The sequence below is a fragment of the Streptomyces sp. NBC_00080 genome (assembly GCF_045041255.1).
In the GTDB taxonomy this organism is placed as follows: Bacteria; Actinomycetota; Actinomycetes; order Streptomycetales; family Streptomycetaceae; genus Streptomyces; species Streptomyces coriariae.
The window spans coordinates 7,772,862-7,797,702 of the sequence record NZ_CP108235.1 but is presented as its reverse complement, the minus strand read 5'-3'; the positions used below and the strand labels follow the sequence as shown (position 1 = coordinate 7,797,702).

General features: G+C 72.6%; 21 protein-coding genes. 4 read left to right on the top strand and 17 right to left on the bottom strand.

The annotated features are described in order from the left end of the window. Nucleotides 1-55: 55 nt before the first annotated feature. The 7 genes from OHU34_RS34825 to OHU34_RS34795 form a co-directional block, all read right to left on the bottom strand. Complete coding sequence (locus tag OHU34_RS34825) at nt 56-844, bottom strand: carbon-nitrogen hydrolase family protein (protein ID WP_142269338.1); 789 nt, start codon at nt 842-844, stop codon at nt 56-58. 188 nt (nt 845-1,032) lie between these two features. Continuing rightward, a complete protein-coding gene (locus OHU34_RS34820; RefSeq protein ID WP_405772464.1) occupies nt 1,033-2,178 on the bottom strand; it encodes an MFS transporter in 1,146 nt (381 codons plus the stop codon). 64 nt (nt 2,179-2,242) lie between these two features. Next, a complete protein-coding gene (locus OHU34_RS34815) occupies nt 2,243-3,721 on the bottom strand; it encodes an HAD-IA family hydrolase (protein ID WP_230196463.1) in 1,479 nt (492 codons plus the stop codon). Nucleotides 3,722-3,744: 23 nt separating this feature from the next. Next, nucleotides 3,745-4,830, bottom strand: a complete 1,086-nt coding sequence (locus OHU34_RS34810) for an ABC transporter ATP-binding protein (RefSeq protein ID WP_230196462.1) — start codon at nt 4,828-4,830, stop codon at nt 3,745-3,747. 3 nt (nt 4,831-4,833) lie between these two features. Further along, nucleotides 4,834-5,646, bottom strand: a complete 813-nt coding sequence (locus OHU34_RS34805) for an ABC transporter permease (protein ID WP_142269342.1) — start codon at nt 5,644-5,646, stop codon at nt 4,834-4,836. Next, complete coding sequence (locus OHU34_RS34800; protein WP_230196461.1) at nt 5,634-6,530, bottom strand: ABC transporter permease subunit; 897 nt, start codon at nt 6,528-6,530, stop codon at nt 5,634-5,636. The genes OHU34_RS34805 and OHU34_RS34800 overlap by 13 nt, the downstream gene beginning before the upstream one ends. Further along, on the bottom strand, nt 6,527-7,687 hold the full coding sequence (locus OHU34_RS34795) for an ABC transporter substrate-binding protein (RefSeq protein WP_142269344.1): 1,161 nt from the start codon (nt 7,685-7,687) through the stop codon (nt 6,527-6,529). Before OHU34_RS34795 ends, OHU34_RS34800 begins: the two co-directional genes overlap by 4 nt. Before the next feature lie 211 nt (nt 7,688-7,898). Here OHU34_RS34795 and OHU34_RS34790 point away from each other — a divergent pair, with 211 nt between their 5' ends. Next, nucleotides 7,899-8,639 carry a GntR family transcriptional regulator gene (locus tag OHU34_RS34790; RefSeq protein WP_142269345.1) on the top strand — a complete coding sequence of 247 codons (741 nt, stop codon included), beginning with the start codon at nt 7,899-7,901 and terminating at the stop codon, nt 8,637-8,639. A gap of 172 nt (nt 8,640-8,811) precedes the next feature. Here the strand turns inward: OHU34_RS34790 and OHU34_RS34785 are convergent, their stop codons facing one another. The 7 genes from OHU34_RS34785 to rpe all read right to left on the bottom strand — a co-directional run bounded on the left by OHU34_RS34785 (nt 8,812) and on the right by rpe (nt 15,242). After that, on the bottom strand, nt 8,812-9,264 hold the full coding sequence (locus tag OHU34_RS34785) for an Lrp/AsnC family transcriptional regulator (protein ID WP_020128883.1): 453 nt from the start codon (nt 9,262-9,264) through the stop codon (nt 8,812-8,814). Nucleotides 9,265-9,274: 10 nt separating this feature from the next. Next, complete coding sequence (locus OHU34_RS34780; RefSeq protein ID WP_142269346.1) at nt 9,275-10,750, bottom strand: amino acid permease; 1,476 nt, start codon at nt 10,748-10,750, stop codon at nt 9,275-9,277. A gap of 330 nt (nt 10,751-11,080) precedes the next feature. After that, a complete protein-coding gene (locus OHU34_RS34775) occupies nt 11,081-12,520 on the bottom strand; it encodes a GuaB1 family IMP dehydrogenase-related protein (RefSeq protein ID WP_028806693.1) in 1,440 nt (479 codons plus the stop codon). Nucleotides 12,521-12,651: 131 nt separating this feature from the next. Next, nucleotides 12,652-12,957, bottom strand: a complete 306-nt coding sequence (locus OHU34_RS34770) for a barstar family protein (protein ID WP_142269347.1) — start codon at nt 12,955-12,957, stop codon at nt 12,652-12,654. Further along, a complete protein-coding gene (locus tag OHU34_RS34765; RefSeq protein WP_405770045.1) occupies nt 12,954-13,373 on the bottom strand; it encodes a ribonuclease domain-containing protein in 420 nt (139 codons plus the stop codon). Before OHU34_RS34765 ends, OHU34_RS34770 begins: the two co-directional genes overlap by 4 nt. Nucleotides 13,374-13,421: 48 nt before the next feature. Beyond that, complete coding sequence (locus OHU34_RS34760; protein WP_028806692.1) at nt 13,422-14,465, bottom strand: sugar-binding transcriptional regulator; 1,044 nt, start codon at nt 14,463-14,465, stop codon at nt 13,422-13,424. A gap of 90 nt (nt 14,466-14,555) precedes the next feature. Continuing rightward, nucleotides 14,556-15,242, bottom strand: a complete 687-nt coding sequence (gene rpe, locus OHU34_RS34755) for a ribulose-phosphate 3-epimerase (RefSeq protein ID WP_057606884.1) — start codon at nt 15,240-15,242, stop codon at nt 14,556-14,558. Nucleotides 15,243-15,403: 161 nt separating this feature from the next. On the opposite strand from rpe, the gene OHU34_RS34750 reads away from it, so the two are divergent. After that, on the top strand, nt 15,404-17,548 hold the full coding sequence (locus tag OHU34_RS34750; protein WP_405770042.1) for an MMPL family transporter: 2,145 nt from the start codon (nt 15,404-15,406) through the stop codon (nt 17,546-17,548). Nucleotides 17,549-17,590: 42 nt separating this feature from the next. Next, a complete protein-coding gene (gene argG, locus OHU34_RS34745) occupies nt 17,591-19,045 on the top strand; it encodes an argininosuccinate synthase (protein WP_020128875.1) in 1,455 nt (484 codons plus the stop codon). 87 nt (nt 19,046-19,132) lie between these two features. Here the strand turns inward: argG and OHU34_RS34740 are convergent, their stop codons facing one another. Together OHU34_RS34740 and fmt are read right to left on the bottom strand one after the other, a co-directional pair. Beyond that, the gene (locus OHU34_RS34740) at nt 19,133-20,560 is read right to left on the bottom strand and encodes an RsmB/NOP family class I SAM-dependent RNA methyltransferase (protein WP_142269349.1); all 1,428 of its coding nucleotides are present in this window, start codon (nt 20,558-20,560) and stop codon (nt 19,133-19,135) included. A gap of 178 nt (nt 20,561-20,738) precedes the next feature. Then, nucleotides 20,739-21,671, bottom strand: coding sequence for a methionyl-tRNA formyltransferase (gene fmt, locus OHU34_RS34735; protein ID WP_142269350.1), 933 nt, complete (start codon nt 21,669-21,671; stop codon nt 20,739-20,741). Between the two features lie 223 nt (nt 21,672-21,894). On the opposite strand from fmt, the gene OHU34_RS34730 reads away from it, so the two are divergent. Beyond that, nucleotides 21,895-22,536, top strand: a complete 642-nt coding sequence (locus OHU34_RS34730) for a hypothetical protein (protein ID WP_020128872.1) — start codon at nt 21,895-21,897, stop codon at nt 22,534-22,536. 122 nt (nt 22,537-22,658) lie between these two features. Here OHU34_RS34730 and OHU34_RS34725 read toward each other — a convergent pair whose 3' ends face one another. Further along, on the bottom strand, nt 22,659-24,812 hold the full coding sequence (locus OHU34_RS34725) for a primosomal protein N' (protein WP_142269351.1): 2,154 nt from the start codon (nt 24,810-24,812) through the stop codon (nt 22,659-22,661). Nucleotides 24,813-24,841 lie beyond the last annotated feature (29 nt).

Here is a 24,841-nt window from a genome sequence, read left to right as displayed (position 1 = left end):
GTGACTCGGGGGGAGGCTCAGGGGGTGACGGATGCGGGGCGGGTGCGGGCCGGGTTCAGACCAGGGATCCGTAGAGGCCGGGGCGGCGGTCCTTCAGGTACGGGTTCGCCTCGCGGGACGCGGCCAGGGCGACCGGGTCGGCGTCGGCGAACACCAGCTCCTCGCCGCGTCCGGCGCGGGTGCGGGCGATTCCGTCGGGCCCGGCCAGTGTGGAGAGGCCGACGAACTCGAACTCGCCCTCCTGGCCGACCCGGTTGACGTACGCCACGTACATCTGGTTCTCGAAGGCGCGCACCGGGACCACCGACTCGGCGACGAACTGGAAGGGGTGCATCTGGGCGGTCGGCACCACGAGGAGGTCGGTACCGGCGAGGGCGTGGGCGCGGACGTTCTCCGGGAACTCGACGTCGTAGCAGATCATGAGGCCGACGGTGAGGCCGTTGAGTTCGGCCTGGACGACCGGCTGCCCGCCCGGCTGGAAGTGGTCGCGCTCGAAGCAGCCGAAGAGGTGGGTCTTGCGGTAGTTCGCGAGCCGGCTGCCGTCGGCGGAGACCAGCTGGGCGGAGTTGTGGACCGTCTCGCCGTGGCGCTCCGGGTAGCCGTACGCGATCGCGAGACCGTGCCGGCCGGCGATCTCGGCGACGGCGTCCGCGGAATCCCCGTCGGCGGGCTCGGCGAGGCGGGCGATGTCGTCGCCGATCGCGTACCCGGTGAGGAACATCTCCGGCGCGACGAGCAGCCCGGCGCCCGCGGCGGCGGCCCGGTCCGCGGCCTCGTCGAGGACCTTCAGGTTCTCGACGACGGAACCGGGGCGGCCGGAGCTCTGGAGCAGGGCGGTGCGCATGCGTGATCCTCACCGGGCGAAAGGGTGGTTGTGGGGGCCATCTAGACGGTACGGGCGCCCACCCGGGCCGGACAAGAAGGAGCCGTTGCGCGCCGGTGAGCGGAACGTTGCGTGCGTGGACCGCTGGGCGGCGATTCGTTGCGCCCCGGCACTCGCCCCCTCGCTCGCCGCCCCCTCGCTCGCCCCACTCACCCGCCCCTCCCCCGTGCCACCGTCGACATCGTCAGCGCGGTCAGCAGGTACGGCACCGCGCACAGGGCGAAGACGACGCCGTGCGGGAACGTCGAGCCGAGGGCGCCGTACGCGCCGTACACCGCGATGGTCACCACCTCCGTGCCGAGGCTCGCGACCGAGGTGAGGGTGGCCCGGCCGGTGCCCTCGATGCGCTGCTGGAGCCGGACGTCGGCCAGCACGGTCGCCAGCTGGAAGCCGCCGAAGGCGAGGGCGACAAGGGGGATGCCGGCCGGCGTGCCGCTGATCCCTCCGAGGGCGAGGGCGAGCGCGGAGAGGGCGAGCAGCGCGGCGAATCCCCTGCGGCCCAGGCGCTCGGCCGGTCCGGCCAGCAGGCTTCCGGCGGTGACGCCGACCCAGATCAGCACCAGCAGGTGGGAGACGTTCGCCTCCGGTACGCCCGTCTCCCTGACCAGCAGGGGTGTGTACTCGTCGAGGGCGCCCCACACCGCAGTCACGGCCGGGACGAGCAGCAGGGCACCGCGTACGGAGCGGTCGCGGCGGGCGTCGGCCAGTCCGGCCCGCAAGGTCGCGGCCCCGCTGTCACCGTCGTCCACCGGCCGCCGGTGCTCGGCGAAACGGGTCGCCGTCGCCGCGCAGAGCAGACACGCCAGCACGCTGGCCGCACCGACGGCCCGGTACCCGCCGACCGCGAAGACCGGCCCGGCCAGGCCCATCGCCGCCATCACGGCCACCTGACCCACCGCGTGCGCGCCGCCCGTGAGCCGGGCGTACCGGTCCGCGGCCCCGGCCCGGTCCAGCTCCTCGTAGACCAGCGCCTCCAGCGCGCCGGATCCCAGCGCGCCGCGCGCACCCCACAGGACGAAGCCGGCCGCGAAGGCCCAGTACGAAGGGAACAGCACCCACAGGGCGAAGCCGGCCGCGCCCAGCAGCGGGCCGATCCACAGCAGCAGCCGTCGGGAGACGGCGTCCGCCCAGGCGCCCGAGGGCACCTCCAGCAGGACGCCGGTCAGCGACCACAGGACGAACAGGGAGGAGATCTGCCCGACGGACAGGCCACTGTCCGCGAACAGCAGCGCGTACACCGGGTAGAGCAGCACGAACTCGTCGAGGAACGCGTACGCGTACAGCGTGGCGGTCAGTCGACGGACGTCGGGGCCGGTCGTGGATCAATGTCGCCAGGTCATGCCACCGATGGTAGTCGGCTCACGCGCCGCCGCCCACCGGCTTTCCGGTGATCTCGGAGGTGGTGATCGCGAAGGTGGTGATCACCGCGGCGTGGTCGGAGGGCCAGTCGTTGTCCTCGACGTCGGGCCACGGCCGGGGGCTGCCGGTGACGAGTGTCCGGGAGTCCAGCACCCTGAGGCCCCGGTGGAGCACGAAGTCGATCCGGTCCTGCGGTTCCGGGCGGCCGCTGCCGTCCTCGTGCTCGGCGTGGACCGGGGACCAGGTGTGCCCGGGTTCCCGCACCGGATCGGGGTGCGCCTCGCGGTAGGAGTCGGCGAAGCCCGCCTCCTCGGCGGCCCTCGTCACCGGCCACCCGACGTCCGGCCGGTCCAGGTGGGAGGGGCTGTTGAAGTCACCGACGAGGACGACGGGCACGCCGGAGCCCGGCCCGACCCGGCGCAGGGCGTCCCGCAGCCGCGCGAGCCGCGCCCCCTCGTGGGCGACCAGGGTGTCCGCGGCGAGCCCGTCGAAGGCGGACTCGTAGGGCCCGTACGGCGCGCAGTCCAGGTGGGCCGTCCACACGTCGGCCTCGCCTGCGCCGACGGCGATCCGGACGCCCGCCGCGCCGTAGAAGCCCACGTCGGGGTCGCCGAGGGCGGCCGTGATCGGGTGCCGGCTGATGATCCCGAGGTTCTCCCCGGCGCGGTGGTGGTACCAGCCGAGGGCCTCGGCGAGCTCTTCGGCGGCGGTGCCGTACGTCTCCTGGAGGCCGACCACGTCCACGTCGGTCTCGGTGAGGACCTTGAGCTGCTTGGCCCGGTGGTCGCGGACCTTCGTGCCGCCGTACCAGAGGTTCCAGCTCATGACGCGGAGCCGGTGCGGCAGCAGGGACCGCAGCCGCCCGGGGGTGACGCCCTCCAGGCCGGGCACGACGGTCCGGCCGGGCGCCGTGCCGACCGGCGCGAGCGACGGCACCGCCAGCACCGTGCACCCGGCGGCCTCGGCGGAGGTCACGCCGGTCTCGGTGTCCTCGACGGCCACACAGGCCGCCGGGTCGACGCCCAGGGCGTGGCAGGCGGCGAGGTAGGGGTCGGGGGCGGGCTTGGTGTGCTCGGTGTCGTCGGCGGTGACGGTGACGGCGAAGCGGCTCGCGCCGAGCGCGTCGAGCACCGTGTCGGCGACCGCCCGCGGCGACGCGGTCACCAGCGCCGTCGGTACGCCCTCCCGGGCCAGGGCGTCGAGCAGGGCGAGCGCGCCGGGGCGCGGCACGATGTCGGCGCGGACGCGGTCCGCGAACTCCCGGTGGAGCGCCTCGGCGAGCCCCGGCGCCGGCCGGCCCGTGGTGGCGGCCAGCCAGTGGGCGGTGTGCTCGACGGGGCGGCCGAGCACCTCCGGCCGGTCCGCCTCGGTCAGGGGCCGGCCGGCCACCTCTTCCACCGCCTCCCACCACAGCCGCTCGGTGTCGACGAGCGTGCCGTCCATGTCGAACAGGACGGCCTGGAGGGGGAGTTGCGTCACGGTTGCCTCTTTCGGTGGGGGGATCAGGACGTACGTTCGGCGACGAGCACCGGGCGGTCGGGCAGCGAGAGGCCCACCGCGGTGCCCGCGGTGAGCGCGGCGGCCTCGTGGGCGGGCAGGTCGGCCTTGACCTCCGTGCCATCGGCGAGCCGGACGGTGACCCGGACGGCCGCGCCCAGGAAGGAGGTGGCGACCACGCGCGCGTCCCCGCCGTCCTCGGCCCGCACCCGGACCGCCTCCGGCCGCACCAGTACGTCCACCTCGGTCGCGGCCGGGATCCTGCCGTCGACGGGCAGCCGGCGCCCGAGCACCTCGACGGTCTCGCCGTCGAGGTGTCCCGGGATCCGGCTCGTCGTGCCCACGAACTCGGCGACGAAGGCCGTGGCGGGCCGGCCGTACAACTCGGCCGGTGCGGCGCACTGTTCGAGCCGTCCGGCCTGCATCACGGCGACCCGGTCCGCCATGGACAGGGCCTCCTCCTGGTCGTGGGTGACGAACAGGGTGGTGATGCCGAGCTCCTGCTGGAGCCGCCGGATCTCCTCGCGCAGGGTCAGCCGCACCTTGGCGTCGAGCGCGGAGAGCGGTTCGTCCAGGAGCAGGACGCGCGGGCGCAGGGCGAGGGCACGGGCCAGGGCGACGCGCTGCTGCTGTCCGCCGGAGAGCTGGTGCGGGAACCGTGCGCCCTTGTCGGCGAGGCCCACCAGCTCCAGCAACTCGGCTGCCCGGGAACGCCGTTCGGCGGTGCGCACCTTGCGCATCCGCAGCCCGAAGGCCACGTTGTCGAGCGCGTCGAGGTGCGGGAAGAGGCTGTACGACTGGAACACCATGCCGGCGTCGCGGCGGTGGGCCGGCACCCGGGTGACGTCCTCGCCGTCGACCAGCACCGCGCCGGCGTCGGGGTGTTCGAACCCTGCGAGCATCCGCAGCGCGGTGGTCTTTCCGCAGCCGGAGGGGCCCAGCAGGGCGAGCAGTTCACCCGGCCGGACGGTGAGGTCGAGGCCGTCGAGGGCGACGGTCGGCCCGAACTCCCGGCGCAGGCCGCGGAATTCGACGGTCGCCGCGTTCGTCGCCGGTTCCGTCGTCGTCGCTGTCTTGTCGAGCACGGTCATGGTTCATCCCCGGGAAGTAGGACGGGTGCGCCCGCCGAAACCGGCGAGGACGAGGAGCAGCACCCAGGTCACGAGCAGGCTGAGCACGGACACGGCGACGGACAGCTGGGCCTGCGATCCGCTGACGTTCACGATCCAGACGGCGAAGGGCTGGAAGCCGAGCAGCTGCGCCACGGTGAACTCACCGAGCACCAGGGCCAGGGTGAGGAAGGAGGCGTTGAGCAGAGCGCCGCGCAGGTTGGGCAGGACGGCCCGGACCAGCGCCTGCGGCCAGCCGGCCCCGCAGCTGCGGGCGGCCTCGACGAGGGTGGCCACATCGACGGAACGCAGCCCCGCGTCCAGGGCCCGGTACACGAACGGCAGCGCCATCACGACGTACGCCAGGACGAGCACCACGGGGAAGTCGGGGTTCTGGATCGCCACGAAGGTCTGGAACAGCGGTGTGCGCGAGAGCTGCTCGGGCCCCCATTTCAGCACCGTCCCGATACCGGCGACGAACGCGATCGGCGGCACGACCAGCGGCAGTGAGCACACCACCTCGACGACCGGCCGCAGCCGGGGCGCGCCCAGCCGCAGCGCCACCATGGCCGGCACCATCAGCAGCAGGACGACGGCGATGGTGGCGAGGGCCAGTTCCAGCGAGAGCAGCAGACTGGATCCGAAGCCCGCCGTGGAGAAGATCCGGGTGTAGGCGTCGAAGGTGACGCCCTGTCCGGGCACGTCGACGGTGAAGACGACCGACGCGGCCAGCGGGACCAGGAAGTACAGTCCGGCGAGGCCGAGGACTCCCCACCGCCACAGGTTCAGGCGAGCCATCGCGCGCTCCGTCGTTGCAGGGGCAGATACACCGCCATGACCAGACCCGCGACCAGGACCATGTCGAGGCTGAGGGCGAGCGCCACGTTCTCCTGGCCGACGAGCACGTTGCCGGAGATGGCGTCGGCGATCTGGAGGGTGACCAGCGGGATGGAGCTGCCCACCATGGCGGCGGCGGTGGCGTACGCGGCGAAGGCGCTGCCGAAGAGCAGCACCAGGCCGCCGAGCAGCGAGGGCAGCAGGACGGGCAGGGCGACGTGCCGCCAGTACTGCGCGGAGGTCGCGCCGTTGTTCTGCGCCGCCTCGCGCCACTGGGAGCGCAGGCCCTCCAGGGCGGGGGTGATGGTGAGCACCATCAGCGGGATCAGGAAGTACAGGTAGACGATCACCAGGCCCCAGAAGCTGTACAGGTCCCAGCCGTGGTCGGTGAGGCCGAAGTGCCGGGTCAGCACACCGGCGTTGCCGAGCGTGGCGACGAAGGCGAACGCCAGCGGGACGCCGCCGAAGTTGGCGAGCACCCCGGACGCGGTGAGCACCGCCTCGCGCAGCGCGCGGAAACGGGAGGTCACGACGGCCTGGGCCAGCGGCAGTCCGAGCAGCGCCCCCAGCCCCGCCGACACCGCGGACAGCTTCACGCTGCCGAGCAGGGCCGTCAGATACGCGCCCCGCAGGGAGGCCGTCAGGTTGTCGGCCGTGTACGAGGTGGCGCCCGTGGCCGGGTCCTTGGCGGTGAACGCGCCGTCGAGCATGGCCATGGCGGGCAGCCCGAAGGCGAGCGCGGTGAAGGCGAGCAGCGGGACGACGGCGAGCCAGCCGAGGGCACGGCGCCGCCGCTTCACCGGAGCGGCGGCCGCCGTGTCGACCCGTACGGCGGTGGAGGTCATCCGGAGACGGCCTTGGCCCAGCCCTGCCCGAGGACCGTCTTGGCCTTGCTCTGCTGGTCCTCGGTCGGGAAGGTGGGCGTCCCGGAGACCTCGGGCAGCTTGGCCGCGGCGGTCTTGTCGAGGGTGCCGGCCTTCTCCATGGCGGTCATCAGGGCCGGCCGGGCGTACCCCTTGAGCCACAGGTTCTGGCCCTCTGCGCTGTAGAGGTACTCCTGCCACAGGCGGGCGGCCGCCGGGTGCGGGGCGTCCTTGTTGATCGCCTGGGAGTAGTACTGGGAGAACCGGCCGTCGCTGGGCACCGACACCTTCCAGTCGACACCCTTGGACTTGAACTCGTCGGCGTATCCGGCGTTGAGGTAGTCCCAGTCGATGCTGATGGGCGTCTCGCCCTTCTCGACGGTGGCCGGGGTCGACTCGACGGGCGTGTAGTTGCCGTTCTTCTTCAGTTCGGCGAAGAAGTCGAGGCCGGGCTGGATGTCGTCGAAGGAGCCACCGCTCGCGAGGGAGGCCGCGTAGACGCCGCCGAAGGCGGAGCCGGACTTGGTGGGGTTGCCGTTGAGGGCGACCTGGCCCTTGTACCGGGGCTTGAGCAGATCCGCGAAGGTGGTCGGACAGGTCTTGACGCGCTTGGCGTCGCAGCCGATGGAGATGTAGCCGCCGTAGTCGTTGTACCAGCGGGCCTTCGGGTCCTTCTGCCCCTCGGGGAGGTCGGCGTACGACGCCACCTCGTACGGGGCGAGCAGCCCCTGCTGGGCGGCGCTCAGCGCGAAGGAACTGCCGAGGTCGAGGACGTCCGGCGCGCGGTCCTGGCCCTTCCGGGAGGTGACGGCGTTGATCTCGTCCTGGCTGGAGCCGTCGGGGTTCTCGACCGCGATCTTGATGCCGTACTTCTTCTGGAAGCCGTCGATGAGGGCGCCGTAGTTGGCCCAGTCGCGGGGCAGCGCGATGGCGTTCAGCGTGCCCTCCTTCTTCGCCGCCTTCACCAGGGCGTCGAGGCCGCCGAAGTCGGCGGCGGAGGTGGCGGTGGCGGCGTTCCTGCCGTCGGCGGTGGTGGAGGTGCTGGTGTCGGGGGCGGCGCCACAGGCGCTCAGGGCGAGTACGGCGACGGCGGCGAGGGCACCGCCACGGACGGCTGTTCTCGGCAGGGGCACGGTCACGGCTTCTCCAGGGGACGCGCGAGAATGCAGGAGATGAGGGCAACTTGTCTGAACAAGTTGGCCTCAGTACGCACGCCGCTGGTGTCCCCTTCGTAAACACTGGCGAAACCCTGAGCCCCGATTTCACGCACAGTTGCGGTGGAAGCCGAGCAGCTCCGCAGGTCGACTAGGCTGGTCAAGCTGTGTACAGCCGTCGACGCAGAGGGGAAGCATGGCCGCGCGACACGAGGAGATCGCCGACGCACTGCGCCGGGCGATCGACCGCGAGGAGTACGCGGTCGGGGCGCGGCTGCCCGCCGAGACCGACCTCGCCACCCGGTACGGCGTCTCGCGCGGCACGGTCCGCCAGGCCGTCGCGGCGCTGACCGCCGAGGGACTCATCGGCTCCCGCCAGGGCGCCCGCCGCGTGGTCCTGGCCAGCCGCCGCAGCCAGAGCTTCGCCGAACTGCGCAGCTTCGCCGAATGGGCGCGCGCGATGGGCCGCGAGGCGACCGGCCGGGTCGTCGCGCAGGAGTACCGCCCGGCCGGTACCGAGGACGCGGTGCGCCTCCAACTTCGTGACGGGACACCCGTGTTGCACGTCCTGCGGCTGCGCGGCCTAGACGGCGAGCCGGTGCTCCTGGAGCGGACCGTGTACGCGGACTGGATCTCCCCGGCCGTCGAGTCGATCGAGCCGGACTGCCCCTCCGTGACCCAGCGCCTCCTCGACGACACCGGCCTGGTCTTCGCCTACGGCGAGCATGTCATCGACGCGGTGGCGGCGGGCGCCCAGGACGCCGAACTGCTCGCCATCCGCCGCACGAGCCCGCTGCTGCGCGTCCGCCGGGTCACCACGACCCGCGAGGGCCGCCCGGTGGAGTGGTCGGACGACCGCTACCGCTCGGACGCGGTCAGCTTCAGCGTGCACAACTCGATCGGAAACAACGCACTGGCCCGAAAGACGGCCGGGTAGACCCTGCCCGACCCTGATGGCCCTCGACGCCACCCCGGGCTGACCCGGCGCGATCCGGTACGGCACGGCGGACTCGGCCCGGCGCGGATCGGCTCAGACGGCCCGGACCGACCCCGGACCGGCCGGGCCGACTCAGGCCGGGCCGGGCCGACTCAGGCCGGGCCGGGTTCACTCAGGTCGGTGAGCCCGCGGAGAAGCGGCGCAGGAGCGGCGACAGCACCAGCACGGACTTCGTCCGTTCCACGAACGGCTCCCCCGCGATGCGCTCAAGGACCCGCTCGAAGTGGCGCATGTCGGCGGCGAAGACCTGGGCGACCGCGTCCGCCTCGCCGGTGACGGTGGACGCGGCCACCACCTCCTGGTAGCGCTCCAGGCCCCGCTGGATGGTCTCCGGGGAGGTGTTGCGCCGGCAGTAGATCTCGACGAACCCCTCGGTCTCCCAGCCGAGGGCCGCCGGGTCGACCCGTACGGTGAAGCCGGTGATCGCCCCGGTGGCCCGCAGCCGGTCCACGCGCCGCTTCACGGCGGGCGCGGACAGGCCGACCAGTTGCCCGATGTCCGCGAAGGAGCGGCGGGCGTCCTCGGCGAGGGCGTGCACGATGCGTTCGTCGAGATCGTTCAGCACAGTGGGTTGTTCACTTCTCAGATGGTGCGGGCGCTGCGAGGCGGGAGCGGCGGTGGCCGTAAAGGAAGTAGAACACGAGCCCGACCGCCATCCAGACTCCGAAGACCACCCAGGTGACGGCCGAAAGGCTGCCCATCATCCAGACGCAGAAGGCGAGTCCCACGGCCGGCAGTACCGGCGAGAGCGGCACCCGGAAGGTCCGGGGCATCTCGGGACGGGTCCGGCGCAGCACCACGACCGCGATGTTGACCAGCCCGAACGCGAACAGCGTACCGATGCTGGTGGCGTCGGCCAGCTGGCCCAACGGGATCGCGGCGGCCAGCACACCGCAGAACAGCGACACGATCACCGTGTTCGTGCGGGGCGTGCCGGTCTTCGGGTGGACACGGGAGAACACCTTGGGCACCAGGCCGTCCCGGGACATCGCGAAGAGGATGCGGGTCTGGCCGTACAGCACGGTCAGGACGACGCTCGCGATGGCGATGACCGCGCAGAAGGCGAGGAGGGTGCCCCAGAAGGACTGGCCGGTCACCTCGCGCATGATCTGCGCGAGCGCGGCCTCGGAGTCGCCGAACCGCTGCCAGGGCTTGGCGCCCACGGCGACGGCCGCGACGAGGACGTACAGCGCCGTCACGATGACGAGCGACAGCATGATCGCGCGGGGCAGGTCGCGCTGCGCGTTCTTGGCCTCCTCACCGGCGGTGGAGGCTGCGTCGAAGCCGATGTACGAGAAGAAGAGCGTCGCACCGGCCGCGCTGACGCCCGCCATGCCCAGTGGCATGAAGTGCTCGTAGTTGCCGGAGCGGAAACCCTGGACGCCGATGGCGCAGAACATCACCAGAGCGGCGATCTTCACGGCCACCATGACGGTGTTGGCGCGCGCCGACTCGCGGGCGCCGCCGAGCAGGAAGGCCATGGCCAGCAGGACGACGATGAGGGCCGGCAGGTTGAAGATGCCACCGTCCCCGGGCGGCGCCGACAACGCGTCCGGGATGGTCACCCCGATCGTCCCGTCGAGCAGCTCGTTGAGGTACTCGCCCCAGCCGACGGCCACGGCGGCGACCGACACGCCGTACTCCAGGACCAGACACCAGCCGCAGATCCAGGCGATCAGTTCGCCCATCGTCGCGTACGCATACGAGTACGAGGAGCCGGCGACCGGGATGGTGCCCGCCAGCTCGGCGTAGGACAGGGCAGAGAAGAGCGCGGTGAGACCTGCGATCACGAAGGAGAGCGTGACGGCGGGACCGGCCTTGGGCACCGCCTCGCCGAGAACGACGAAGATGCCGGTGCCGAGGGTGGCGCCGATGCTGATCATCGTGAGCTGCCACAGCCCGAGGGAGCGCCTGAGGGAACCTCCCTCGCCCTGGCCACCCTCGGCGACCAGGTGTTCCACGGGCTTGCGCCGCATGAGACGCGCGACGGGCCCCGGGGACGCGGGGGTGGTCCGACTACGTTGTTGCGGGGGTGCGCCTTGATCGAGCACGCGCTGACTCCTTCGTCGCTGCCTCTCGGCGTGACGGGAACCGGCGGCACACCTGCGCGAGCAGGAACCCACCGAGCGGGGTCCCCGCCACGCTACGTACAGCGCACGACCCTACGAGCAGGGCCGTAGCGCTTGTAATGCTGCAACCTTGCGCACACACGCAAGAACGTTGCGTTCATGGAACGAGGGTGCACATTCGTTGCGGGCCGGCTGAACGCGCCCCGACAGGGGCGCGGGGCCGCGTCGATATGCGGCTCCGCCGCGTGGGCGCGACAGCCGAAGCGGGCCCGCACCCGACACACGGCCCGACCAGCGGAGCTGCACGCGGAGCTACCAGCTCGCGTGCAGCGGCTTGCCCTCGGCGTAACCGGCCGCGCTCTGGATACCGACGACGGCCTTCTCGGCGAACTCCTCGAGAGAGCCCGCGCCCGCGTACGTGCAGGAGGAACGGACGCCCGCGATGACCGAGTCGATCAGGTCCTCGACACCCGGGCGGGCCGGGTCGAGGAACATCCGCGAGGTGGAGATGCCCTCCTCGAACAGCGCCTTGCGAGCACGGTCGTACGCCGACTCGTCGGAGGTGCGGTTGGCGACGGCGCGCGCGGACGCCATGCCGAACGACTCCTTGTACAGCCGGCCGCCCGCGTCCTGCTGAAGGTCGCCCGGGGACTCGTAGGTCCCCGCGAACCACGACCCGATCATCACGTTGGACGCGCCGGCGGCGAGCGCCATGGCGACATCGCGCGGGTGCCGGACACCGCCGTCGGCCCACACGTGCTTGCCGTACTTCTTCGCCTCGGCCGCACACTCCAGGACCGCCGAGAACTGCGGCCGGCCCACACCGGTCATCATGCGGGTGGTGCACATCGCGCCCGGTCCGACCCCGACCTTGATGATGTCGGCACCCGCGTCGATCAGATCCTTGACGCCCTCGGCGGAGACGATGTTGCCGGCGACGATCGGCACCCGCGGGTCGAGCGAGCGCACGGTCCGGATCGCGCTGATCATCGACTCCTGGTGGCCGTGCGCGGTGTCGATGACGAGCGTGTCCACGCCCGCGTCGAGCAGCTGCTTGGCCTTGCCCGCGACATCGCCGTTGATACCGACGGCCGCGGCGACGCACAGCTTGCCCGCCGCGTCGACGGCCGGCGTGTACAGGGTGGCGCGCAGGGCGCCCTTGCGGGTGAGGATGCCGGCGAGCTTGCCCTCCCGGTCGACGGCCGGGGCATAGCGCCGGTTGGCCGCGTCGAGGGTGTTGAAGGCCTCGCGCGGGTCGATGTCGGCGTCCAGGAGCAGCAGGTCCCGGGACATGACGACCTCGAGCTGGGTGAAGCGGTCGACCCCGCTGAGGTCCGCGTCGGTGACGACACCGACCGGGCGGAACTCCTCGTCGACGACGACACCCGCGTTGTGCGCGCGCTTGGGCAGCAGGGCGAGGGCGTCGGCGACCGTCTGGTGCGGGGCGAGCACGATGGGGGTGTCCAGCACCAGGTGGCGGCTCTTGACCCAGGTGATGACGTCGGTGACGACGTCGATCGGAATGTCCTGCGGGATCACCACCAGCCCGCCGCGACGGGCCATGGTCTCGGCCATCCGGCGGCCGGCCACGGCGGTCATGTTGGCGACGACCAGCGGGATCGTGGTGCCCGTGCCGTCCGGGGCGGCCAGGTCGACAGCCTGACGCGACCCGACCGCGCTGCGGCTCGGCACCATGAAGACGTCGTCGTAGGTGAGGTCGTACGCGGGCTGGATGTCGTTGAGGAAACGCACGTGCTGCACATCCCAGTCGATCAGAGGTGACCCCCGGACAGGTCAGCCAGGGGGAGAAGCACGTACTTCATTCTCCCACGACGGCCGCGATGCGATGCCCGGACAGAACGTCCAAGCAGCTCAGGGGGGTCTTAGGAGGATCCTCCGAGGGCGAGCAGCACCGACAGCGCCGGCACCCGGTCGACGGCCTGGGCGAACACGTCCTGCGCGATCACCCACTCCTGCGGCCGCGCCTCGGCGTACGGCCGCCAGTTCCGTACGACGATCTGGAGCCCGCCGTCCCCGGGCGGGGCCTGGAGGTCGGTGAGGCTGTCGGCGAGGGCGTCCCAGTTGCGTCCGAACCAGTCGGGCAGACCCAGGGCGTCGGCACAGCGGTCCATCAGGGCGGACTTGTCGGTCACCCCCTCCAGATCCAGCGTGACCACGAACTGCGTCATCTCAGCACCGCCCGGAACGTGTCGTAGTGATCATCGGTGTAGTAGATCTCGTCGCCCTGCCCGGTGACAACGCGTCGGGCCCCGCGGTCGCGCGAGCCCGGCGTCCCGACGGTGTATTCGTGGTGGTAACCCCGCTTGTGCGCGGGCAGCAGCCCCTCGAAGCTCCCGAAGACGGCGCCGTCCCTGGCGTGCGGGAAGGGGCCTGCGTCGTCGATGAGCCGGAGCGTCCGGCGGGCCTCGGCAGGCAGCTCGGACTCCCGGACCGTGACCGGGCCGCCGGCCCAGGACGGCTCGACGGCCGTGGCGACGGCCGGAGTGGAGTCCTGCGGGCCCGGCTGCCCCGAGGTACAGCCGGTGAGCAGGGCGAGCGGGAGGAGCAGGCACACAAGCACGCGGGGGACGAACCGCAGCAGCATCGTTCGATGCTGTCACGGCCGTCCCCTCATGGCCTGCTTCCGGGCGGGTCAGATCCCGTCCGGGTCCGTCCGGCCCAGGGCGGGCTTCGGAGTCGGCCCCGCCGTCATCAGGTAGTCGGCCGCCGACGTGTCCGTCACCAGGCTGGTGACGAGCCCGGAGCGGAGCACCGCGTCGATCGCGGCCGCCTTGCGCTGCCCGCCCGCGATCGCGACGACCTCGGGGACCCGGCGCAGCTGGTCGGTCTTGACCGTGATGCACCGCTCGCCCAGGTCCCGCCCGACCCGGCGTCCCTCGGCGTCGAAGAGGTGCGCGGACATCTCGGCGGCGACCCCGAGCGAGGCGTAGTGCGCCCGCTCCTCGTCGCTGAGCATGTCGTGCACCGTCGAGATGCCCGGCTCCCAGGAGCCGATGGAGACACAGGCGACCGTGACCTTGTCGAAGTACTCGAAGGCGCGGGCGATCCCGGTCTGGTGGCGCAGCGCGGCCGCGGTGGCCGCGTCCGGCAGCAGCATCGGCGCGTAGATGGGGTGCGCGTCGCCGCCGGACACCTGGGCGGCACGGCGGACGGCCTCGACCGAGCCGCGCTCCGCGGTCCCGGCGTCGTAGACACCCGTCAGCTGCACCACCGTGCACGGCGGCAGCCGGTCCAGCGCCGCCGCCATGTGAATGGTGGACCGGCCCCAGGCCAGCCCCAGTACGTCCCCCTCGTCGACCAGTTCGCCGAGCAGGTCCGCTGCCACTTCCCCCAGGTTCTCGGGGTCCGTGGTCTCCTCGGCCTCGGCCGGGGACTCGACCACGACGGCGTGCCTGAGGCCGTAGCGGGCGCGGAGCGCGTCCGAGCGCTCCGCGTCCAGCTCGGCCGGCACGCGGATCTCGATCCGTACGAGATCCCGTTCGAGGGCGGTCTCCAGGACCCGGGCCACCTTGAAGCGGCTGACGCCGAACTCCTCCGCGATCTGGATCTTGGACTTTCCCTCAAGGTAGAAGCGGCGGGCCATGGCCGCCGCCTGCACCAGCTCAGCGGGTCCCATCCGCATGGCTGACCGGCCCGCCGACATACCCGACACGGCGTTCTCCTCACTGCTGTTCACACTCTGGATACGCCGTTCATCCTCGCAGATCCGGCGCAGTTGATCAGCTCTGTTGAGAGCCGTTCACATACCTGTCGGTAAGTGGTTGGTTCAGTGTCCACATGCCCAGGAGGCGCCGGCGGTCGCCGCCTCCGCCTGAGCCCGCAGGCCACGGACCGCCTCCGCCGGGTCGTCCGCCCCGTATACGGCCGAGCCTGCCACGAACACGTCCGCGCCCGCCTCGGCGCACCGCTCGATCGTCGAGGCTGAGACCCCGCCGTCGATCTGGAGCCACAGGTCGAGGCCGTGCTTGCTGATCAACTCGCGGGTGCGGCGGATCTTGGGGAGCATGATGTCGAGGAAGGCCTGGCCCCCGAAGCCCGGCTCGACCGTCATGATCAGCAGCATGTCGAGTTCGGGCAGCAGGTCCTCGTACGGCTCGATGGGCGTCGCCGGCCTGAGTGCCATGGAGGCACGGGCGCCCTTCGCCCGGATCTCGCGGGCGAGCCGTACGGGTGCGGCGGCGGCCTCGACGTGGAAGGTGACGGACGAGGCACCCGCCTCGACGTACTGCGGGGCCCAGCGATCGGGGGCCTCGATCATCAGATGGCAGTCCAGCGGGGTGTCCGTCGCACGGGCCAGTGACTCTACGACCGGCACACCGAGCGTGAGGTTCGGGACGAAATGGTTGTCCATGACGTCGACGTGGAGCCAGTCGGCTCCGGCGACCGCCTCCGCCTCGTCCGCAAGGCGGGCGAAGTCGGCGGACAGGATGCTGGGGTTGATCTGCACGGCCATGACCCAAGCCTGCCATGCCCTCCGGGGGTTGCGGGCATCGGTCCCGCGGGGGGAGCGTGGTTCGTCGCCCGCGGACCGGCCCAGGAGGATCGCGCAGCCCCCCGCGCCCCTTACCGGAGGCGGCCGCACACGGCGCAGACAGAACGGCTCGGAGGGTAGTCATGGCCCAGAATCGCGGTGTCGCGCACCTGGTCTGCGGGCGGCGTGCGAAGTGGCTGGTGCTGGCGTTGTGGCTGGTGTTGCTGTTCCTGACGGCACCCTTCGCCCAGAAGCTCACCGACGCCCAGGACAACGACGCGGCCTCCTGGCTGCCCGGGTCGGCGGAGTCCACCCAGGTGCTGGAGATCTCGCAGGACTTCAGACCCGAGCAGATCCCCGCGGTCGTCGTCTACGCCCGCGACGCGGGCCTGACGGCCGAGGACCGGGCGCAGATCACCGAGGACGCGGCGCAGCTCAGGCAGCTCACCGACCACGGCATCCGCGGCGCCGAGACCCGCGGCCCGGTCTACGACCGCCCGGCCGACCCGCGCGCCGCCCAGATCTATGTACCGATCACCATGGACGAGAAGGGCTGGGAACGCATCGCCCCGGCCGTCGACTCGATCCGTGACGTCGTAGGCGACGGCGGCGCCGGTATGGCCGTGCACGTCACCGGCCCCGGCGGTACCTCCGCAGACTTCTCCGAGGCGTTCGAGGGCATCGACTCGACCCTGCTGCTGGCGGCGATGGGCGTGGTCGTCATCATGCTCCTGATCACCTACCGCAGCCCCACCCTCCTCGTCGTCCCGGTGCTCGCCGTGGTCGCCGCCCTGTTCACCGCGCAGGCGCTGATCTACTTCCTGGCCGAGCACGCAGGCCTGACGGTGAACGGTCAGAGCGCCGGCATCCTCACGGTGCTCGTGTTCGGCGCGGGCACCGACTACGCCCTGCTGCTGGTGGCCCGTTACCGGGAGGAGCTGCGCCGGCACGAGGACCGGCACGAGGCGATGGCCCTGGCGCTGCACCGCGCGGGCCCCGCCGTCCTGGCGTCCGGCGCCACGGTCGTCCTGAGCATGCTGATGCTGCTGGCCGCCGAGATGAACTCGACCCGCGGGCTGGGCCCGGTCGCGGCCATCGGCGTGGCGGTCGCGCTGCTGGCGATGATGACCCTCTTCCCCGCCCTGCTGGTGATCTGCGGCCGATGGATCTTCTGGCCGGTGATCCCGCATTTCGGGTCCTCGGACCCGACCGAGCACGGTGTCTGGGCCCGCACGGGCCGTGGCATCGCCCGCCGCCCGCGCATGGTCTGGGCCGTGACCGCGCTGGTCCTTGCGGTGTGCTCGCTCGGCCTGATCCAGCTGCGCGCCGAGGGCATCGGCAATGCGGACGCGTTCACCGGCAAACCGGACTCGATCACGGGCCAGGAGGTGTCGGCGAAGTACTTCCCGGCGGGCAGCGGCGACCCGCTGGTCGTCATCGCCGACCAGGCCCGGGCCGGGCAGGTGAAACGCGCGGTCGCGGGGACGGAGGGCGTCGTGCCGACGTCCCTCGGCCTGCCCGCGGGCACGAAACCCGTCCACGACGGCCAGGTGCTGTTCGAGGCGACGATGACCGACCCGGCCGACAGCGAGGCCGCCAAGCAGACCGTGGAACGGGTCCGGGACGCCGTGCACGAGATACCCGACGCCGACGCCCAGGTGGGCGGCGGCACGGCGGCGCTGCTCGACATGGACAAGGCGACCACCCACGACAACCTGCTGATCATCCCGCTGGTCCTGGCCGTGGTCCTGCTCATCCTCGGCGTCCTGCTGCGCGCCCTGATCGCCCCGCTGCTGCTGGTCGGGACGGTGATCCTGTCCTTCGCGGCGGCCCTGGGCCTCAGCGCGCTGGCGTTCCGTCATCTCTTCGACTACGCGGGCGAGTCGACGGACTTCCCGCTGTTCGTCTTCGTGTTCCTGGTGGCCCTGGGCATCGACTACAACATCTTCCTGACCACCCGGATCCGCGAGGAGGCCGGCCGCCAGGGCACCCGGCAGGGCGTGGTGACCGGTCTCGCGGCCACCGGCTCGGTGATCACCTCGGCGGGTCTGGTCCTGGCCGGCACCTTCGCGGCCCTCGCCACCCTTCCCATGGTGGCCTTCGCGGAGATCGGCTTCGCGGTGGCCCTGGGCGTCCTCCTGGACACCTTCATCGTGCGGTCGGTGCTCGTCACCTCACTCTTCCTGGACATCGGACCGAAGATCTGGTGGCCGCACCGGCTGGCCCGGGAGAGCCACCCGCCCCTGCCGAAGGAGCCCGCGCAGCCGGTCGAGAGCACCGAGACCTGAGCACCCTTTGCATGACCATGCGAGTTCATGCATAATCTTCCTATGTCCAAGGTCCTCACCTCCCTTCCCGCCGGCGAGCGCGTCGGCATCGCCTTCTCCGGCGGGCTCGACACCTCGGTCGCGGTCGCGTGGATGCGCGACAAGGGTGCCGTCCCGTGCACCTACACCGCCGACATCGGCCAGTACGACGAGCCCGACATCGCCTCGGTGCCCGGCCGCGCGAAGGCCTACGGCGCCGAGATCGCGCGCCTGGTCGACTGCCGCGCCGCACTGGTCGAGGAGGGCCTGGCCGCACTCACCTGCGGGGCGTTCCACATCCGCTCGGGCGGGCGCGCCTACTTCAACACCACGCCCCTCGGCCGTGCCGTCACCGGCACCCTCCTGGTCCGGGCGATGCTCGAGGACAACGTCCAGATCTGGGGCGACGGCTCGACCTTCAAGGGCAACGACATCGAGCGGTTCTACCGCTACGGCCTGCTGGCCAACCCGCACCTGCGGATCTACAAGCCCTGGCTGGACGCGGACTTCGTGACCGAGCTCGGCGGCCGCAAGGAAATGTCGGAGTGGCTCGTCGCCCACGACCTGCCCTACCGGGACAGCACGGAGAAGGCGTACTCCACCGACGCCAACATCTGGGGCGCCACCCACGAGGCCAAGACCCTGGAGCACCTGGACACCGGCGTCGAGACCGTCGAGCCCATCATGGGCGTGCGGTTCTGGGACCCGTCGGTCGAGATCGCCACCGAGGACGTGACGATCGGCTTCGACCAGGGCCGCCCCGTGACGATCAACGGCAAGGAGTTCGCCTCCCCCGTCGATCTGGTGATGGAGGCCAACGCCATCGGCGGCCGCCACGGCATGGGCATGTCGGACCAGATCGAGAACCGCATCATCGAGGCCAAGAGCCGCGGCATCTACGAGGCGCCCGGCATGGCCCTGCTGCACGCGGCCTACGAGCGTCTGGTCAACGCCATCCACAACGAGGACACCCTCGCCCAGTACTACAACGAGGGACGGCGCCTCGGCCGGCTGATGTACGAGGGCCGCTGGCTGGACCCGCAGGCCCTGATGGTGCGCGAGTCGCTCCAGCGCTGGGTCGGCGCGGCCGTCACCGGCGAGGTGACGCTGCGACTGCGGCGCGGTGAGGACTACTCGATCCTCAACACCGCCGGCCCGGCCTTCAGCTACCACCCGGACAAGCTGTCCATGGAGCGCACCGAGGACTCCGCGTTCGGCCCGGTGGACCGGATCGGCCAGCTCACCATGCGCAACCTCGACATCGCCGACTCGCGCGCCAAGCTGGAGCAGTACGCCACGCTCGGTCTGATCGGCACCGGCAGCCCCGCGATCGGCGCCGACCAGGCGGCCGCGACCGGTCTCATCGGGACCATGACGGAGCTGCCGGAGGGCGGCGCCGAAGCCATCGCCTCCCGCGGCGAGGTCTCCGACGACGACCAGCTGCTGGACCGCGCCGCGATGGAGTTCGGCACGGACTGACCCGCGCGAGGCACCCGCCCGCGCAGAAGACCGGCCCCACGCCGTGGACGTGGGGCCGGTCTTCTCGCGTGTCCGTCCGTGCGGGCCTCAGCCCGTCTTCCTGATCAACGCCAGGTACATGGCGTCCGTCCCGTGCAGATGCGGCCAGAGCTGGATGTCCGGCCCGTCACCCAGCTCCGGTACGCCCGGCAGCAGCGGCCGCGCGTCGATCAGCTCGGCCTCCGGATACTGCTTGAGGACGTCGGAGACGACCGACCGGGTCTCGGCGAGGTGCGGCGAACAGGTGGCGTACCCGACGACGCCCCCGACCCGCACCGAGTCCAGCGCGGTCCGCAGCAGCCCGCGCTGGAGCGGCCCGAACCCGTCGAGATCCTCCGGCCTGCGCCGCCAGCGTGCCTCGGGCCGCCGCCGCAGGGCGCCGAGGCCCGTGCACGGCACGTCCATCAGCACCCGGTCGAAGGAGCCGGGCCGCCACGGCGGCCGGGTCCCGTCGGCGGCGATGACCTGGTAGGGCCCGGGGTTGCCGGCCAGCGCCTTGGCGACGAGCCCCGCGCGGTGCGGCTGCTTCTCGGAGGCGAGCAGCGCGGCCCCCCGCTCGGCGGCGAGGGCGGCGAGCAACGCCGCCTTGCCCCCGGGGCCGGCGCACCCGTCAAGCCACAACGCGTCGGACCCGTCGAGCGGCGCATCGGCCAGCGCGAGCGCCACGAGCTGGCTGCCCTCGTCCTGCACCCCCGCCCGCCCGTCCCGTACGGCGTCGATCGCCCCCGGCTCGCCGCCCTCGGTGAGCCGCACTGCGTACGGCGACCAGCGCCCGGCGACCGAGGCCTCCTCCCGGAGCAGCTCCTCGGTGGTGGCCCGCCCGGGCCGGGCGACGAGCGTGACCTCGGGCCGCTCGTTGTCCGCCGCCAGCAGCTCCTCGATGCCGGCCCGCCCGCCGCCGAGGGAGTCCCACAGTGCGGAGACCACCCAGCGCGGGTGCGAGTGCACGACGGCGAGGTGGTCCTCGGGATCGTCTTCGTAGGGCGGAGCGACCTTGTCGAGCCACTCGTCGAGATCGTGCGCCGCGACCTTGCGCAGCACGGCGTTGACGAACTTGGCACGTCCGTCGCCGAGCACGACCCGGGCGAGCTCGACGGAGGCGGACACGGCCGCATGGGTCGGGATACGTGTCCCGAGCAGCTGATGCACGCCGAGACTCAGCACGTCGAGGACCGGCGGGTCGACCTCGCGCAGCGGCCGGTCGACACACGCGGAGATGACGGCGTCGTACGTGCCCTGCCGGCGCAGCGTCCCGTAGACCAGCTCGGTGGCGAGGGCCGCGTCCCGTGCGTCGAACTTGTCGGGTCCCTCCTTCTCGCGCGCCTTGCGCAGCAGCGGCGGCAGCACGAGGTTGGCGTACGCGTCCCGCTCGTCCACGGCCCGCAGCGCCTCGAAGGCGAGCATGCGGACGGGGTCCTTCTGAGGCCGGCGGTAGGGCTTGCCCGGCTTGCGGGAACGGTGGGGCTGGTCGCTCACGAAAAGGTGCTCCGGATTGCAGAAGAAAGAAAGGAAAGAAAGTTGAAAGAAGGTAATGGAGGTAATGGAGGAAAGGTAGGTCCAGCGTACGTCGGTGGTACGCCGGGCGGACTCGCCGACCGCAGGCCCGGTGACCGGGAGCGGGGCCCACGGACCGGGCCCGGCTTGTGCAGGAGCGTTACGCCCCGACGGTCTCCCCGTCCCCGATCCGGGCGCCCCGGGCCCAGTCGGCGGCCCGCATCGGCTTCTTGCCCTGCGCCTGCACCCACAGCAGCTCGACCGCGTACGAGCCGGTGCCGACGTGCACGCTGTTCTTGCCGACGAGGAGTGCCCCCGGCGCGAGATCGGTCCGCTCGGGAACCGGCTGGACCTGGATGAGCTTGAGCCGCTCCCCGCGGAAGGTGGTCCAGGCGCCGGGGGCGGGGGTGCAGCCGCGCACGACCCGGTCGACCCGCAGAGCCGGGGTGGCCCAGTCGACCTGAGCGTCCTCGACGGTGATCTTCGGCGCGAGGGTGATCCCCTCACCCGGCTGGGGAACGGCCTTCAGTGTGCCGTCCTCGATCCCGTCCATGGTCGCGGCGAGCAGCCCGCTGCCGGCGAAGGCCAGCCGGGTGAGCAGGTCACCGCTGGTATCGGTGGGCCGGATCTCCTCGGTGACCGTCCCGTAGACCGGCCCCGAGTCGAGCCCCTCCTCGATGAGAAAGGTGGACGCGCCGGTGATCTCGTCCCCCGCCATGACGGCGTGCTGCACGGGAGCGGCCCCGCGCCAGGCCGGCAGCAGCGAGAAGTGCAGGTTGACCCAGCCATGGGCCGGGATGTCCAGCGCCACCCTGGGCAGCAGCGCCCCGTAGGCCACGACGGGACAGCAGTCGGGCGCGATCTCCCTCAGCCGCTCCAGGAACTCCGGATCGCGCGGCTTGGCGGGCCTCAGCACTTCGATGCCCGCCTCCTCGGCGCGCTGGGCGACGGGAGAGGCGATCAGCCTGCGCCCCCGTCCGGCCGGCGCGTCGGGCCGCGTGACGACGGCGGCCACCTCGTGCCGCCCGGAGGCGATCAGAGCGTCCAGGGCGGGAACGGCGACCTCGGGGGTACCGGCGAAGACGAGCTTCATGAGTGGGCTGGGCCTCTCGGGCGGGACGGACGACGGGCAACGCACAAGTTTATGACGCCGACCGGGCAGGCCGCCGACGGGCGGGAGTCCCCACCAGCCGCGCCCTCCGGGGGGCGTACGCATATGCCCATACGCCCCCACACCGTGACCAGCGGCGCGAACCCGCGTTGGTCAAGAAAGAGTTGACCACACCTTCTTCAACGCCGGTTCGAGAGGCTTGTTCATGGCCGACCATGCAACCCACGACGCCCAGGCCCGGGCCAGCCTGCACTTGCTGGTGCGGGACATCGAGCGCGTCCGACGGCAGGTGGACGCACTGCGCACCCTCACCGCCCAGCTGGGCAACGTCTACCGCCCCCGCCGCTCCGGCCCGTCCACGGGCTTCGTCGTCTACGGACGCGCCCCCGCCCCCACGGTCCGCCTCGCCCAGGAGCTGCGGGACAGCGTCGAGACCCTGGTCACCGCGGCGGTGGACTTCGACCGTTCGCTCGGCTTCTCGTGGGACGCGGTGGGCTCCGCCCTCGGGGTCACCAAGCAGGCCGTACACCGCCGCTACGGCGCCCGCCGGGCCGCGGCCCAAGCCGCCACCGCCGAGGCCGAGCGACCCGCCGAGCCCACCGCCGCCCGCACGGTCACCGTCAACACGGGCATCCCGACGGTTCCCACCGTTCCGGCCGCCCGCTCGATGCCGACCCAGCCGACGGCCGGCAGCCCGGCCCTGCGCGACGCCGGGGCCCCGGCGCTGCGCGACACCGGCAGCCCCGCCTTGCGCGAGGCCGGCGCCCCGGCGCTGCGTGACGTCGGCAGCCCCGCCTTGCGCGACGAGGCAAGGCCGACCGCCTTCCCCGGCCCGCGCAACGGCTGACGCACCACATCCCGCACCGAGCACCTCCCCACCCCGTCCCCTGCCCTCTCGGCCCGCGCCCGAGAGGGCAGTCGCACACCCCGGCCCTCCCCCACCGCACCGGCGCCGACTCCGCGTCGCCCTCAGCCGATGTCCGGGGGATCGATCCGCACCCGTACGGCCTCCTCGCCACCCCGCGCCATCCGAGCCGCCTGCGCGGTCTTCAGCGCAGCAGCCAGCGCGGCGCCCCTCCCGGGCGGCACCCGGAGCAGCGCCCGCTCCCACTCCTCCCCGGGGGGCGGCGCCCCCGGCCGCCGAGGCCGCCCCGCCGGGCCCGTCGGCACCGGAACCGGCCCCAGCAGCTCCGCCTCCGGCGGCAGTTCGACGGCCTCCAGGAACGCGGTCAGGGCCTGCGCCGTCCCCGACACCGCCGCCATCCGCGACACCGGCGGAAAGCCCAGCTCGGCCCGCTCGGAGAGCTCCCGCACCGCGTGTCCCACCGGATCCCAGCGCACCAGCGCCTGGACGGGCCGCAAGGTCGGCTCGGCGACGACGACCACGGTTCCTCCCTCCCCCGACGGCCGTACCAGCGCGGCGGCCGCGATCCAGCGGCGCAGCGCGTCCTCCCCGGCTCTCAGGTCGGGCCGCCCGAGCATGGCCCAGCCGTCCAGCAGCAGCGCGGCCGCGTACCCGCCCTCGGCGACCGGCTCGGCCCCGGGCGTGGACACCACGAGCGCGGGCGCCCCCGGCACGGTGTCCAGCACCTGCTCCCGCCCCGACGTCCGCACCGGCACGGCGGGAAACGCCCGCCCCAGCTCCTCGGCGGTCCGCCGGGCCCCCACGACCTGGGCCCGCAGGCGGAACGATCCGCACTCCGGACAGTGCCAGGCACTTTCCTCACGCCCGCACCACCCGCACCACACCGCATCCCCGTCCCGCGCCTCCAACGGCCCTGAGCAGTGCCGGCACCGGGCGGCGGCCCGGCACTGCGCACACGCCATCCGCGGCACATAGCCCCGCCGGGGCACCTGGACGAGCACCGGCCCGTGCCGCAGCCCCTCCCTGGCCGCCTGCCAGGCGAGGGTGGGCAGCCGGGCCGCCCGGGCGGCCTCGTCCCGCGCGAGGTCCTGGTCGCCCACGGTGCGCACCAGCGGAGCGCTGTGCCGCACCTGCTCCCGTGCGGCGACGAGCGGCCGCGCCCACCCGCTCTCGACGAGCTGCGCGCCCTCCACGGTGCAGCTCCAACCCCCCATCAGGAAGCCACACTTGTCCTGCGCGGCCCGCAGCAGCAGCACCTCGCGCGCATGGGGCTGCGGCGCGTGCTGCTCGCTGTGGCTGTCGTCCCCGTCGTCCCAGAGCGCGACCAGACCGAGGTTCTGGACCGGCGCGAACATCGCGGCACGCGTCCCGACGACCGCGCGCACGGAACCCCGCCGTACGGCGAGCCACTCCCGATACCGCTTCTCGGGCCCGGCGTCCGCGGTGAGCAGCGCATGCCGTCCCTCCCCCAGCAACGCCGTCAAGGCGGCGTCGACCCGTGCGGCGGCCCGCCCGTCGGGTACGACGACCAGCGCCCCGCGTCCCGAGGCGAGCGTCGCGGCGACGGCCCGCGCCAGCTCCTCGCTCCACCGGGGGCCGGGCAGCGCGTTCCACACCGCCCGGGGCGCGCCCCCGGACGCCAGCGACTCGACGAAAGCGCCCCCACGCTCGTACCGCCCCCAGGACCCGGCCTCCGGCGCCTTCGGGGGCGGGAGCGGCGCCGGGGAGGGGCGCTGCTCGGCACGCGCGTTGCGCGGCGGCACGGCCAGCTGGAGGACGTCGGCCAGGCTTCCCGCGTACCGGTCGGCGACGGCCCGCGCCAGGCCCAGCAGCTCCTCGCTCAGCACCTGCTCGGGCGACACCACCTGGGCGAGCGCCGCGAGCGGCCCGGAGTAGTCCGATGCGGCGAGCCGCTCGACGAGGAACCCGTCGATGAGCCCCCCGCCCTCGCGCCGCCCTTCCCGCACCCGCCCGCGCCCGGCCCCGAACCGCACCCGCACCCGCACCCCCGGCTGCGCGTCGGCGTCCAGCTCGGCCGGCACCGCGTAGTCGAAGTACCGGTCGAGATGCAGCACACCCTTGTCGACGAGCACGCGCGCGACCGGCAGCTCCTCGGCCAGCGCGGCCCCCCGCCAGGTCCGGGGCTTGGCCCGCGGCGTCTTGGCCTGCCGCACGCTCTCCCGGATCAGCGCGAGCTGCTCGGGCGGCGCGCCCTCCCCGGCCGCACCGCCGTCCCCCTGCCCGTTCTCGCTGCTCACGCTTGCATTTTTACCAAACGCCACTGACA